General features: G+C 71.4%; 12 protein-coding genes. 6 read left to right on the forward strand and 6 right to left on the reverse strand.

Annotation, left to right across the window (positions count from 1 at the left end; genetic code table 11):
- Positions 1 to 66: 66 nt before the first annotated feature.
- Positions 67 to 1374: a condensation domain-containing protein gene (locus tag ACQVFL_RS14010; protein ID WP_431729551.1), complete on the reverse strand. Its 1308-nt coding sequence runs from the start codon at positions 1372 to 1374 to the stop codon at positions 67 to 69.
- Between the two features lie 59 nt (positions 1375 to 1433).
- Between ACQVFL_RS14010 and ACQVFL_RS14015 the strand changes: the two genes are divergently transcribed.
- Both ACQVFL_RS14015 and ACQVFL_RS14020 read left to right on the forward strand, forming a co-directional pair.
- Positions 1434 to 2405: a ferritin-like domain-containing protein gene (locus tag ACQVFL_RS14015; RefSeq protein ID WP_396697541.1), complete on the forward strand. Its 972-nt coding sequence runs from the start codon at positions 1434 to 1436 to the stop codon at positions 2403 to 2405.
- Entirely contained in the window at positions 2402 to 3421 is a 1020-nt protein-coding gene (locus tag ACQVFL_RS14020) for a methyltransferase (protein ID WP_396697543.1), read from the forward strand. The genes ACQVFL_RS14015 and ACQVFL_RS14020 overlap by 4 nt, the downstream gene beginning before the upstream one ends.
- A gap of 76 nt (positions 3422 to 3497) precedes the next feature.
- Here ACQVFL_RS14020 and ACQVFL_RS14025 read toward each other — a convergent pair whose 3' ends face one another.
- Positions 3498 to 4694: a cytochrome P450 gene (locus ACQVFL_RS14025; RefSeq protein ID WP_431729552.1), complete on the reverse strand. Its 1197-nt coding sequence runs from the start codon at positions 4692 to 4694 to the stop codon at positions 3498 to 3500.
- 527 nt (positions 4695 to 5221) lie between these two features.
- Between ACQVFL_RS14025 and ACQVFL_RS14030 the strand changes: the two genes are divergently transcribed.
- Positions 5222 to 5596: a hypothetical protein gene (locus ACQVFL_RS14030; RefSeq protein WP_350694679.1), complete on the forward strand. Its 375-nt coding sequence runs from the start codon at positions 5222 to 5224 to the stop codon at positions 5594 to 5596.
- Positions 5597 to 5825: 229 nt separating this feature from the next.
- Here the strand turns inward: ACQVFL_RS14030 and ACQVFL_RS14035 are convergent, their stop codons facing one another.
- Together ACQVFL_RS14035 and ACQVFL_RS14040 are read right to left on the reverse strand one after the other, a co-directional pair.
- Complete coding sequence (locus tag ACQVFL_RS14035; protein ID WP_396697548.1) at positions 5826 to 6194, reverse strand: MmcQ/YjbR family DNA-binding protein; 369 nt, start codon at positions 6192 to 6194, stop codon at positions 5826 to 5828.
- 45 nt (positions 6195 to 6239) lie between these two features.
- Positions 6240 to 7499, reverse strand: a complete 1260-nt coding sequence (locus ACQVFL_RS14040) for a condensation domain-containing protein (RefSeq protein ID WP_396697791.1) — start codon at positions 7497 to 7499, stop codon at positions 6240 to 6242.
- A gap of 154 nt (positions 7500 to 7653) precedes the next feature.
- Here ACQVFL_RS14040 and ACQVFL_RS14045 point away from each other — a divergent pair, with 154 nt between their 5' ends.
- The 3 genes from ACQVFL_RS14045 (at position 7654) to ACQVFL_RS14055 (ending at position 9882) form a co-directional block, all read left to right on the forward strand.
- Positions 7654 to 8862 carry a cytochrome P450 gene (locus tag ACQVFL_RS14045; RefSeq protein WP_396697550.1) on the forward strand — a complete coding sequence of 403 codons (1209 nt, stop codon included), beginning with the start codon at positions 7654 to 7656 and terminating at the stop codon, positions 8860 to 8862.
- Between the two features lie 79 nt (positions 8863 to 8941).
- Positions 8942 to 9352, forward strand: coding sequence for a VOC family protein (locus ACQVFL_RS14050; protein ID WP_431729553.1), 411 nt, complete (start codon positions 8942 to 8944; stop codon positions 9350 to 9352).
- A 107-nt stretch (positions 9353 to 9459) separates the two neighbouring features.
- Complete coding sequence (locus tag ACQVFL_RS14055) at positions 9460 to 9882, forward strand: VOC family protein (protein WP_350694673.1); 423 nt, start codon at positions 9460 to 9462, stop codon at positions 9880 to 9882.
- A gap of 81 nt (positions 9883 to 9963) precedes the next feature.
- Here ACQVFL_RS14055 and ACQVFL_RS14060 read toward each other — a convergent pair whose 3' ends face one another.
- Positions 9964 to 11670, reverse strand: coding sequence for an MFS transporter (locus tag ACQVFL_RS14060; protein WP_431729554.1), 1707 nt, complete (start codon positions 11668 to 11670; stop codon positions 9964 to 9966).
- 88 nt (positions 11671 to 11758) lie between these two features.
- A complete protein-coding gene (locus ACQVFL_RS14065; protein ID WP_431729555.1) occupies positions 11759 to 12541 on the reverse strand; it encodes a 4'-phosphopantetheinyl transferase family protein in 783 nt (260 codons plus the stop codon).
- Between the last annotated feature and the right edge of the window lie 22 nt (positions 12542 to 12563).

A 12563-nucleotide genomic window follows, 5' to 3' on the forward strand; every position in this document is an offset into this window, starting at 1 on the left:
CCCGGATGCGGTGTCAAGAGTGTGTGACGCCAGTGTCGTGTTGTGTGGTGCTTGTTCGTGGTGCCGTCAGCCGCCGCGCCTGGTCCGCAGTGGTGCGGTCGGTTCGGCGGCCAGCCGGGCGGCCAGGTCCGCATAGCCGGCCAGGAACGCCTGCGCCTCGGCGGGCGGGTACGCGGTGGTGCGGTGGTAGAAGACCGCACGCAGGTCCGCCGTGCCGACCGGGGCCACCGCCAGCTCGAACTGGAACCGGCTGCCCAGCCCCGGCGGCACCAGCAGTTCGAAGCCGACGCCCGCCGACTCCGTCCGGTGCTGCACCTCGGCCATCACGTTGAACAGCACGTCGTCGGCGCGCCGGCCGCCGGTCTGCACCACGTCCAGCGGCAGCATCTGGTACGGCAGGTCCTGGTAGGTGAAGGCGCCGATGGCCGCCCCGTGCGCCTGCCCGACCAGGTCGGCGAAGGTCTCGGCCTGCCCGACCCGGGCCCGCAGCAGCACCATGTTGGCCAGCAGGCCGACGGTCTCCCGCAGCTCGGGACGGGACCGGTTGGCGAACATCGAGGCCACCGCCAGGTCGTCCTGACCGGTGATCCGGTGCAGGTGGTGGTAGAAGACCGCCAGCAGCACCGCGAACAGGGTGCTCCGCTGGGTACGGGCCAGCGCGCGCAGCCGGGCCACCGCCTCCCGGTCCAGGTCGACCGCCACGTCGGAGGTGGCCGGACCGTCCGACGGCGTAGCGGCGACGGCGGACGTGCCCACCGCCGGCAGTTCGCTGCCGGTCAACTGCCGCCGCCAGTAGTCCCGGTGCCGGCGCAACCCGTCGCCGTCGAGCAGTTCCTGCTGCCAGCGGACGAACTCCGCGTACTGCCAGCCGGTGGCGGGCAGCCGCGCCGGCACCCCGAGGGCCTGCGCGTAGAGCACGCCGAGGTCCCGGAAGAGGATGCCGGTGGACCAGGCGTCGGTGACCAGGTGGTGCAGGTTCAGGCAGAGCACGTGCTCGTCCGGCCCGAGCCGCCACAGCGTGCTCCGCGCGGGCCACTCGGTCGGGTCGATCGCGGTCCGCAGCTCGGCGCGGATCGCCTGGTCGACGGCGGCGGCCGGGTCCGGCTGGGCGGACAGGTCCACCCGGCGGGCGGCGGCCGGTGTCGGCGGGTGCACGACCTGGGCCAACCGCGCGCCCCGACCGGTGAAGGTGGTCCGCAGCGAATCGTGTCGGGCGCTGAGGGCGGACAACGCGGCGTCCAGCGCGTCGGCGTCGACCCGACCGGTGAGCCGACACAGCAGCGGGCAGCTCAGCGCACCGAAGTCGGCGCGGTAGTGCTTGATCATCCAGAGGAGTCGTTGGGCCACGGACGCTGGTGTCTGTTGTGTGTCCACGCACGGACCATAGCGTCACCGCATTGGCATCGGTGGGGTCTCTGGGTACCTTGTGTCGTATGAGCTTTGTCGTGCCGGCCCGCGTCGACACCACACTCACCTGGGACTACGAAGCCTCCGATCCACGGCTCGTGGCGCTCTACGAACGGGCCAAGGAAGCCCAGTGGAAGGTCTCCGACGTCGACTGGTCGGTGCCGGTGCCGTTCGGCGAACCGCTGCCGGACGACTCCGCCTTCGCGATGGCCGCGTTCGCCGCCTCGCCGCTCGCGCCGCGTGGTCCCCGGGCCTGGGACGCGTTCCGGTGGGAGTTCCAGTCCTGGATGGTCAGTCAGTTCCTGCACGGTGAGCAGGCCGCGATGATCGTCGCGGCCCGGCTGGTGGAGACCGTGCCGGACCTGGACAGCAAGTTCTACGCCGCCACCCAGGCCGTGGACGAGGCCCGGCACGTGGAGGTCTTCTCCCGGTACCTGCGGGAGAAGATCCCCGAACCGTATCCGGTCTCCGAGCCGCTGCGGGAGCTGCTCACCGACATCCTGTCCGACTCGCGCTGGGACGTCACCGCGCTCGGCATGCAGATCATGGTCGAGGCGATCGCGATGGCCTCGTTCCGGCTCTCCAACAGCAGCTTCCACGACCCGCTGATCAAGGAGCTGACCCATCTCGTGGCCCGGGACGAGGCCCGGCACGTCACCTTCGGCGTGCTCTCCCTCTCCGGGCTCTACGACCAGCTCACCACGGCCGAGCGGGCCGAGCGGGAGGAACTGGTCCTGGACGCCGCGGCGCTGATCCGTCGGCGGTTCCTGCTCGACGACATCTGGGAGCGCCTGGAGGTGAACCGCGCCGAGGGCGTCGCCTTCGCCACCAACCACGACCTGATGATCAAGTACCGGCAGGCGGTGTTCTCGCGGGTGGCGGTGGCGCTCGGGCAGATCGGCCTGATGACCGAACCGGTCCGCACCGGACTGGACAAGCTGGGCCTGTTGCAGTTCGCCGGTGAGCGGCTGCGCATCCGAAGGGGGAGACTGGCATGACGGCCACCCGACGCAATCTCGACCTGACCGCCGTGGTCCGGCTCGGCGAGTTGGGGGACCAGATCACCCCGTTCGCCCTGCGGGCCGCCTGCGACCTGCACATCGCCGACCTGCTGGCCGACGGTCCGCGACCGGTGTCCGAGCTGGCCGCCGCAGCCGGCGCGGATCCGGGGGCGCTGCTGCGCCTGCTGCGGGCGCTGGCCGCCCGGGGCGTGTTCAGCGAGGTCGCCGACGCCACCTTCGCGCTCACCCCACTGGCCGAGCCGTTGCGCGGCGACCACCCGATGTCGCTGCGGGACAGCTTCACCCTGCTCGAATCCGACGTGCGGGCCTGGGCCGCGATCGGGCACACGCTGCGCACCGGGGAACCGGCCTTCGGGCACGTGCACGGTCAGGACTACTGGAGCTACCTCGCCGACCACCCGCAGGAGAGCGCCCGCGTCGACGACTGGATGCGCAGCGTCAACCACCTGCACCTGCGGACCGTGCTCGGGGCGTACCCGTGGCGTCGGTTCGGCACGCTGGTGGACGTCGGCGGCGGGACGGGCGGGTTCCTGGCCGGCCTGCTCACCCGCTTCCCCGGCGTGCGTGGGGTGCTGTTCGACCTGCCGCACGTGGTCGCGGGCGCGCCGAAGGTGCTGGCCGAGGCCGGCGTGGCCGACCGCTGCGAGGTGGTGCCCGGCGACGCCTTCGGCGCGGTCCCCGCCGGTGGTGACGGCTACCTGCTCAAGACGGTGCTGCCGGGCTTCGACGACGACGACGCGGCGCGCATCCTGGGCACCGTGCGCGCCGCGATGCGGCCCGACTCGCGGCTCGTCCTGCTGGAGGCGGTGCTGCCGCCCGGGGACGCCTTCGACATGGCGAAACTCTTCGACGTGCACGCGATGGTGCTCACCGGTGGCGCGCACCGCAGCGCCGAGGAGACCGGTCGGCTGCTGGAGCGGGCCGGGCTGCGGCTGACCCAGGTCATCGGGACGCCCACGCTGACCGCGATCGAGGCGTTGCCCGCCGACTGAGCACGCCCGCCGCACCGCGACCGGCGACAGGACGGTGGCCGAGCCGGGTCCTGTCTCCGGTCGCTCCGGTGAGTCGTCAGCCGAGCCGGATCGGCACCGAGGCGTACGCGCGGAACGGGGTGTCGCGTTCGCGCACGGTCGGTCCGTCCGGTTCGAGCACGGCGAGGCGGGCCAGCCGGTCGAACACCACGGCACCCTCCATCCGGGCCAGGAAGGCGCCGAGGCACAGGTGGGCGCCGCCGCCGAAGGCGACGTGCGGGTTGTCGGTGCGGCCCACGTCCAGCCGGTCCGGCCGGGTGAACCGGCGCTCGTCGTGGTTCGCCGAGCCGATCATGAGCACCAGCACCCGCCCCTTGCGGACCGTGCGTCCGCCGATCTCGATCGGCTCGTGCACGTAGCGGGCCGTGCCCTGGATCGGGGCGTCCCAGCGGAGGAACTCGTCCACCGCGGTTCCCGCCAGGGAGGGGTCGGCCCGCAGCCGGTCGAGCTGGTCCGGGTGGGCCAGCAGCGCGGCGGTGCCGGTGGTGATCATGTGTACGGTGGTCTCGAAGCCGGCGAAGAACGAGAAGACGGTGTTGTCCACGATCTCGTCGTGGGTCAGCGTGTCGCCGGACTCCTCGACGTCGAGCAGCCGGGAGAGCAGGTCGTCGCCGCGCCGGGAACGACGCTGGTCGAGCAGGTCGCCGATGTGCTCGCGCAGCCAGCGTACGGCCACGTCGGCGTCGGCGCGGGCCTGCTCGGGGACCACGGCGGTGAAGGCGCGGCCGAGGTTCATCGCGTGCCGGCGGACGTCCTCGGTGGACTCCGGTGGGATGCCCATCAGTCGGCAGACCACCTGCACCGGCAGCGGGTAGGCCAGCTCGGGGACCAGGTCCATCCGACCCGTCGCCAGGGCCGTCGTGAGCATCTCGTCGACCAGTTCCTCGACGTAGGACCGCAGTCGGCGGACGACTGCGGGGCTGAACGCGCGGCTCATCAGCCGGCGCAGCCGGACGTGGTCCGGCGGGTCGCGGTAGAGCATGATGCGCTGGAAGAAGGCGCCGGCGGGGCCGTCGCCCACGGACACCTCGTGGTAGCCGGCGGGGAACTCGCTGCCCAGCCGGGGGTCGTGTTGCAGGGCCACCACGTCGGCGAAGCGGGTGACACCCCAACTGCCCGGACCGATCCGGCAGAGCGGCCCGGCGGCGCGCAGCCGGGCGTACTCGGGGTAGGGGTCCTCGACGACGTTCGGGTCCAGGGCGTCGAACCGGGGTGTGAGGGTCGGTGCGCTCATCCGCCTAGTGTCTGTCGGGTCACCGCCGACGGGCAAGAGCGATGACGACACACCACACACTCCGTCGGCCCGGTCGGGACGTCCGATCCGTGCCGGTCAGGGGCTCCGTCGACTTTTGTCGGATGTTCGGCCGGGTGGTCGGCGGTCGATCACGTGCGGTGACCGGTTCGCCCGAACGGGCGTCGGCGGGGCCGCGCGCCGTCCTGCCGCATCCGCGGTGTGGGCGTCCTGGCCTGCGGGTCGTAGACGCTGCTCACCGTCGAGGCGTCGGTCCGGTGCCCGGGACCGGGGCCGGGCGGCCGGAGATCTTCCTGTGTAAGCACGGAAAGTGACCTGCATTGTGGTCCATCAGATTCGTCAGCGGGAGATAGCACGCGGATGTCTCAGTATTGAAGCCGATCGGTTATTCCCATCTCGCGCGAGTGCGTTCTATGGTGTGAGATCAGCAGGAGGGGGGAATTGTGTTGCCTATGGTCAAGGCCCGGAGGGTGAGTCGAACCGCCGTAGCGATTTCCGTCAGCGGCAGCGTGGATCGGAGCACGGCGGGGTACGTCACCCGCGTCGCCGAGTACATGTTGGACCATGGTGACCTGCTGCCCGACCAGGTGGAACTGGACCTGACCGACGTCACCGGCGTGGACGAGGTGGGCTTCACCTCGCTCGTCGACGTCGCGGCCGGGGCGAGCGCGGCGGGGGCCGCGGTGGTCGTGCGCTGCGGGGCGGAGCGGGCCATGCTGGAGGGGCGGCGCAGTGGACGCGGCGTGGCGTCCGAGCAGATCGGCCGCATGCTGCGGCTGCACCTGCAGTTCCTGGTGCGTCGACGCAGGTCACGACCGGCGGTGGCCGAGGCGCGGGTGGTGCGCTGGTGTCCCGGGCCACTGGCCGGGCGCAATCGGGGCTGACCGGTTCTGCGGGGGTGCGGGGCGGTCGGTCCGAAAATATATGTGTGCCGTTTCGGTCCGATTCAGAAAGACTTAACCGGATTATCCGTGCATCGGAATCTGCAATTTGCATTTGTGTGTCGGGGGTATCGCGTCGGCCGGGAATAGTTCGATTCGTGCGACGTCGATAATTGCGTGTTCAATCAATTGTGGTGTCGGGTGTCGCCTGTTCTGCCCGCGGGCGAGCCCACTACCCGACACCCCCACCCCCGCCCGGACGTGCCGCGTCGAACGCCGTCACCAGCCGCCGGGGTGCCCGGCGCCGCCAGGCGTCGGTGAGCAGCTCGGACAACTGCCCGGGATCGACCCGGTCCAGCCGGGCACTGGTCCAGCCCTGGCGTCCCCAGTGGTTGTCCGGCGCGCCGAAGGTGGCCGGGTCCTCGGCCAGGAGCGCCGCCTGCTCCTGCGGGTCGAGCCGCAGCATGACAGTGCCCGCACCGGCCGGGAAGGCGGCGAAGATCTTGTTACGGACGCGCAGGTCGGCGTTGTCGAAGTGGGCGCTGGCATGCGCCTCGGGCAGGCCCAGCGCGATCCGCCGGACCTCGTCCTCGGTGATCATCTCGGTCCCCTCCGGGTCGTGCCGGCCCGGAGCGGGCCGGCATGCTCAGGTCACCGGTGCGCCGCGCAACCGGGCGAGCGGGACGTCGGCGTCGGCGACCACGCGTCGCACCAGGGTGACATAGTCGCGGACGAAGGTGTCCGCCCACCGCGGATCGAACTCCGCCCGGGAACACAACAGCAGCGCGGAGAGCCGGTCGCCCTGCGGCACCACCACGAACTCCAGCGCGAAGCGCCGCCGTTCGAGCTGGGCCTCCATGTCGTCGAGCTCCTCACCGGCCATGTCCGCCCGGGTCATCAGGCTGCCGAGAAGCTGGAACAGCACGTCGTCGGTGCGTCCGGTGCCGCCCGCCACGGTGTCCGGCGGTAGCAACTGGTGCGGCAGGTCCTGGTGCCGCATCGCGTCCATCACCGTGGTCCGGGCCTGGGCGATCAGCTCGCTCAGTGTGGTGTCCGGCGTGAAGCGTTCTCGAAGCAGCACCATGCTGGCGAAGAAGCCCACCGTGTCGCGGACCTGCGGCTGCCCGCGGTTGGCGAAGAGCGAGGCCACGGTGAGGTCGTCGGCGCCGGTCTCGGCGTGGAGCAGGGCGTAGAACACCGCCAGCGTCACCGGGAACAGCGTGGTGCGGTGTCGGCGGGCGAGCTGCCGCAGCGCGGCCGTGGTCTCGGCGTCCACGTAGTGCTCGACGGAGATCCACGGTGGATCGCCGTCGGGCACCGGACGTCGCCTGCGGGCCGGCAGCTCCACCAGGCGCGCACCGGTCAGCTTACCGGTCCAGTAGTCGGTGAGCCGTTCCAGGTTCGCGCCGGAGAGCTGCTCGGCCTGCCAGCGGGCCCACTGCGCGTACTGCCACTGCGGCGCGGGCAGGTCGACCGTCTCGCCGGTCTCGGCCGCGTACAGCGCCCGCAGGTCACGGGCCAGCAGCGCGTTGGAGTAGTCGTCGGAGCAGTAGTGGTGCAGGGTGAGCACCACCAGGTGGTGCTCCGGGTCGAGCCGGACCACCCGTGGCCGCAGCGGCCACACCGAGGCGTCGACCCCGCTTGCCACCTCGGTGGCGACGACCTCCCGGGCGGCGGCGGCCGGGTCGGCCTCGGCCGACACGTCGGTCACCGGCACCGGCACCGGGCGCGGCTCGTGGATCTGCTGGCGCATCCGGCGACCCCGGGGGTACGTGGTCCGCAGCGGCTCGTGCCGGGCGCTCAGGGCGGTCACCGCACGGGTCATCGCCTCGTGATCGTACGGACCACGCAGGCGCCACAGCACCTGTTCGTTGAGAGCGCTGTCCCGGCCCCGGTAGTGGTCCATCAGGGCCAGGAGGCGTTGACCGACGGAAGCGGGTTCCTCACGCACGAGCTCAGCCACGGACCGAGCCTAGAACAGCCCGTGGACCTTGTCGACTGTGGCGATAGGCGTATGTAGGGTCTTGCCGCCCGGCGGGCTCTCCCGGATAGTGCTCTGTATGCGAGCCGAGACCGCGCGTCCTCACCTGTCCGCGGCGTTCCTGGCGACCCAGGACGACCCGTACCCGGCGTACGCGCAACTGCGGGAACGCGGCCCGTTGTCCCGGGCCGAGCTGGGTCAGTGGCTGGTCACCGGGCACTCCCTGGTGTCCACGCTGCTGCGCGAGACCCGGTTGGAGAGCCGGATGCCGCCGGAGTACACCCGGATCACGCTCGGCGACGGGCCGGGCGCGGAGTTCCTGGACCGGATCGTGCTGACCCGTACCCCGCCGGACCACACCCGACTGCGGCGGTTCATCGGCAGGGCGCTCGGCACCCCGGTGGCGCGCCGGCTGACCGGACACATCGGTGCGGCGGCCGACGCGCTGCTCGACCCCGCGCTGGAACGCGGCACCCTCGACGTGGTGACCGACCTCGCGGTGCCGTTGCCGGTCGGGGTGGTGTGCGACCTGATCGGGATCCCGGCCGAGGACCGGCCCGAGGTGCTGACCCGGGTGATCTCGCTGGCCAAGGTGTTCGACGCGGCGAACCTCACCCCGGCCGACCTGCACGACATCAACGCCGCGCTGCCCTGGCTGCACGATTACCTGGGCGGACTGCTCTCCGCCCGCCGCGACGAGCCCGGCGGGCCGACGCTGGCCGGCATGTACTGGGAGGAGTCGGCGACCGACCGGCTGGCCGTGGCCGACTTCGTGGACAACATGCTCTTCCTGTTCCACGCCGGCTTCGAGACCACCATGGGCCTGGTCTCCAACGGGGTCGCGGCGCTGCTCGCGCACCCGGACCAACTACGCCGGCTGCGCGCCGACCCGGGCCTGGTGCCGACCGCGGTGGAGGAGTTCCTGCGGTACGACGCACCGATCCAGAACGTGATCCGGGTGGCCCGCGAACCGGTCGAGGTGGAGGGTGTGAAGATCCGGGCGGGCCGGACGGTCCTGCTGCTGCTCGGCGCCGCCAACCGGGACGCCACCGTGTTCGCCGACGCCGAGCGCCTGGACGTCGGGCGTGACCCCAACCCGCACCTCGGGTTCGGTGGCGGGTTGCACCACTGTCTCGGCACCGCGATGGCCCGGCTGATGTCGGTGATCGTGTTCGAGCGGCTGGTGCGGACGGTGGAGATCCTCGGTCCGGCGGGGCCGCCGGTCCGACGCCGACACGCCAGCCTGCGCTCGTACGACCAGTTGCCGTTGCTGGTGCGACCGCGCTGACCCCGGGTGTGTCGGCTGTCTGGGGCGGACCCGGCTGGGTAGGGTGGATGTCGTCTGTCGACATCAGGAGGATCCACACATGTCCGATGTGGTCGCACCGGTGATCCCTTTCCTGCGCTACCGGGACCCGGGTGCCGCCATCGACTGGCTCTGCTCCGCCTTCGGGTTCACGCTGCTGGAGAAGACCACCGGCGGCGAGGGTCAGGTGGTGCACGCCGAGTTGCGGTGGGGCATCGGGACGTTCCAGCTCGGTCCGGCCGGCTCGTCCAGCCTGCCCATGGCCAGCCCCCGGGAGCTGCCGCTGACCAGCCAGGGTGTCTACGTCTACGTCGGCGACGCCGTCGACGCCCACCACGACCGGGCGGTGGCGGCCGGGGCCGAGGTGGTCATGCCGCTCACCGACACCGACTACGGCTCGCGGGAGTACGTGGTCCGCGACCTGGAGGGTCACCTGTGGGGTTTCGGCAGCTACGCGCCGAAGCTCGACTGACCACCGACGGCAGAACGTCGGCTTCTTGTCGTCCGCCGGACGCAAAGAGCACATAGAGTGATTGCTCGTCCTGACAGGCTCACCGTATCGACTCCGAGGAGTGACCCATGGCCGATTCCTCCGTGCCGCCCACCGTCGCCCCCTACATCGCCTACGAGAACCCGGCCAAGGCCATCGAGTGGCTGGTGAACACGTTCGGTTTCACCACGCTCGGGGTCTTCGACGACGGCCAGGGCAACGTGTACCACGCCGAGTTGAAGATCGGTGACCATGGTCTGATCATGATCAATCCGGCCAATGGCCAGCTTCGGCTCGGCGAGCCGCGCGCGCTCGGTGCCGCCACCGCCGGCACGTTCGTCCGGGTCGAGACCGACACCGAGGTGGACGCCCTGCACGCCAAGGCGGTCGCCGGGGGCGCCGAGATCCTGCTCGCGCCGGAGAGCAAGCCGCACGACTCGTACGAGTTCACCTGCCAGGACCCGCAGGGCCACGTGTGGACGATCGCGACCTACCGGACCGCGCTCGGCTGATCCGACCCGCGACACGCCGCGGCCCCGGCACCACCGTCGGACGGTGGCACCGGGGCCGCGGGGCGTGTCGGCCGCGCCTGATCAGCGACGTGGCAGCAGGAAGCTACCCAGCAGGGCCAGCGCGAAGCTGATCACGCTGAACCAGAGCGTGCCGACCATGGCCCGCTGGAAACTGATCTGGCTGGCCTCGAACGACCGCTGCTCGATCACCTCGACGGCCCGGTCACCGCCGCCGGCGGCCACGGTCGCGGTGTCGCAACCGGCCGGTGGCAGCGTGGGGTCCGCCGCGCCGAGCTGGGTGGTCACGCAGTCCCGGAACCGCTGCCCGATCTGCTCGGCCTGCCCCTCGGCGACACCCACCGCGACCAGGTCCGTCCGCAGCCGCGGCCCGACGTCGTCGGTGGCCGACGGCGCGTTGGCGGCGATCAGGCTGAAGAAGAGCGTGCCGCAGGCGGCGATGCCGAGCGTCACGCCGATCTGGTAGTTGGCGTTCACCACCCCGGACGCCGACCCGGCCTGATGGCCGGGCACGTCGTGCAGGGAGTACCCCATCAGCGGCGGGAAGGTCATACCCATGCCGGCACCGCCGATGAACATCGGCACGAGCAACTGCCAGATGGTCACCTGCGGGGTGCTGTCGATGACCCACATGAACCAGAACATGCTGGCGATCAGCAGCACCAGGCCCATCTGTAGGCCGACCCGACCCAGCTTCGGCGTGATCCAGCGGGCGGATAGCCAGCCGAGCAGCGGCACCGCGATGTCCCAGGGCAGCCCGGCCAACCCGGCGCGCAGGATGCTGTAGCCCACCCCGATCTGCACGTAGATCGTGATGACCAGGAAGAACGACATCACCGCGCCCTGGAAGAGGAAGACCACCACCAGGCCGGAGCTGAACGAGCGGTGCCGGAACAGCGACAGCGGCACCAGCGGCGACTCGGTGCGGGAGCGCTGGTGCAGCACGAACAGCGCGAACACCACCAGACCGGCGACCATCATGGCGTACGTCCACAGCGGCCAGCCGTGCTCGCGGCCCTGCACCAGCGGATAGACGATCAGCATCACCGCCGCCGTGATCAGCGTCGCGCCGACCACGTCGAGCCGTTCCCGACGGTTGCGCTCGGACTCCGGCAGCAGCGCCCGCGCGGCGAAGAACGCCGCGATGCCGATCGGGACGTTGACCAGGAAGATCATGCGCCAGCCGAGGCCGCCGACGTTCGCGGTGGTCAGCAGCGCGCCGACCAGTGGGCCGCCGACCGTGCCGAAGGCGAGCGCGGCGCTGAGCGCGGCGAACGCCCGGCCGCGTTCCTTGGGCGCGTAGAGCAACTGGATCAGCGTGTAGACCTGCGGCACCATCACCGCGCCCATCGCGCCCTGGAGGAAGCGCAGCACGATGAGCTGCTCGGGCGACTGGGCCATACCGGCGAGCAGCGAGGTGAAGGTGAAGCCGGCGACGCCGATCAGGAACATCCGGCGTACGCCGACGATGTCGCCGAGCCGACCGGAAATGATCAGCATCGAGGCGAAGGCGAGCGCGTAGCCGGCCACCAGCCACTGCATGGTGGAGGCGGTGGCGTTGATGCCGTCCCGGATCGACGGCAGCGCCACGTTGACGATGGTGATGTCGAGCAGGTCCAGCACGAACCCGGTGAGCACCACGATGAGGGCGAGGGTGCGCTTGCGACCGGTGACCGGGGGTACGAACTCGTCGGGTGGCGTCGCGGCCGGCGCAGGCGCCGACACCGTGTCGGTGTCGGTTCCTGGCGACGTGCGAGTGTCGTCAGACATCAGATCCCTCTCCTGGGGGGTTCGGTGGACGTGACGGTGGCGGGTGTGTCGCCGGTCTCCGGCAACGGAAGGAGATCACCCGGTCGCGTTAGGTCAGCAACTTATTGGAAATGTGTGTCGATGCGAAACCCGCCACACCGGAGCGGATCGGGTCGAGCAGTGAACCTCCGTCGTGAGTGGACACCACAAGGACGTCGTCGAGGCTCGCCAGTGCGGCGGCGTACCCGGTGGGAGCGGCCAGGTCGGCGAGGTGCGGCCGGCTGGCGGGCGCGGACGCGCCGGTCCACCGCAGCAGCCGGGCAGGCCGGTCCGGCGCGGTCACCGTGATCGTGGCCGGGTCGACGGTCAGGCCGTCCCCGGTCGCCTTGACCAGTGCCTCCTTCCTGGTCCAGTAGCGGATGAAGGCGGCCGTGCGGTCCCGGTCGCCGGTGGCCGCGACCACCGCGCGTTCAGCCGGGGACAGGGCACGCCACGGCAGGGCCCGTCCGCGTACCGCGATCCGCTCGACGTCCACGCCGACCTCGGTCCGCCCGGCGATCGCCACCACGCACCAGCGCCCGGAGTGCGCGACGGAGAACCGCACCGCTGCGGCGGGGGCGCGCAGCACCGGTTTGCCGTGCGGTCCGCCGCACTGTCGGCACACCGCCTCGAAGCGCAGTGCGGTCGGCGGGGTGTCGAGCATCCCGGCGAGCACCAGCCGGGTCAGCGCCCGGGCGGTGAGGTGGGCCGCGCGCGAGTGCGGGTCGGTGAACCCGGCGTGCCGGTCGCGTTCGGGCGCGGACAGCAGGGTGAGCAGTCGTTCGTCGTCCGGTGACCCGACCTCGGCCCACCAGACCTGGCAGGTGCCCTCCACGGGCGGGCCGGTCGCCATCGCTGGTGCCACCTCTCCGCCG

The organism is Verrucosispora sp. TAA-831, from assembly GCF_050780145.1.
GTDB lineage: Bacteria > Actinomycetota > Actinomycetes > Mycobacteriales > Micromonosporaceae > Micromonospora.

Bases quoted from the DNA above. Each gene is read 5' to 3' on its own strand.
- ACQVFL_RS14015 (WP_396697541.1), top strand. From the start codon at position 1,434: ATGAGCTTTGTCGTGCCGGCCCGCGTCGACACCACACTCACCTGGGAC.
- ACQVFL_RS14020 (WP_396697543.1), top strand. From the start codon at position 2,402: ATGACGGCCACCCGACGCAATCTCGACCTGACCGCCGTGGTCCGGCTC.
- ACQVFL_RS14025 (WP_431729552.1), bottom strand. From the start codon at position 4,694: ATGAGCGCACCGACCCTCACACCCCGGTTCGACGCCCTGGACCCGAAC.
- ACQVFL_RS14035 (WP_396697548.1), bottom strand. From the start codon at position 6,194: ATGATCACCGAGGACGAGGTCCGGCGGATCGCGCTGGGCCTGCCCGAG.
- ACQVFL_RS14040 (WP_396697791.1), bottom strand. From the start codon at position 7,499: ATGGACCACTACCGGGGCCGGGACAGCGCTCTCAACGAACAGGTGCTG.
- ACQVFL_RS14045 (WP_396697550.1), top strand. From the start codon at position 7,654: ATGCGAGCCGAGACCGCGCGTCCTCACCTGTCCGCGGCGTTCCTGGCG.
- ACQVFL_RS14050 (WP_431729553.1), top strand. From the start codon at position 8,942: ATGTCCGATGTGGTCGCACCGGTGATCCCTTTCCTGCGCTACCGGGAC.
- ACQVFL_RS14055 (WP_350694673.1), top strand. From the start codon at position 9,460: ATGGCCGATTCCTCCGTGCCGCCCACCGTCGCCCCCTACATCGCCTAC.
- ACQVFL_RS14060 (WP_431729554.1), bottom strand. From the start codon at position 11,670: ATGTCTGACGACACTCGCACGTCGCCAGGAACCGACACCGACACGGTG.
- ACQVFL_RS14065 (WP_431729555.1), bottom strand. From the start codon at position 12,541: ATGGCGACCGGCCCGCCCGTGGAGGGCACCTGCCAGGTCTGGTGGGCC.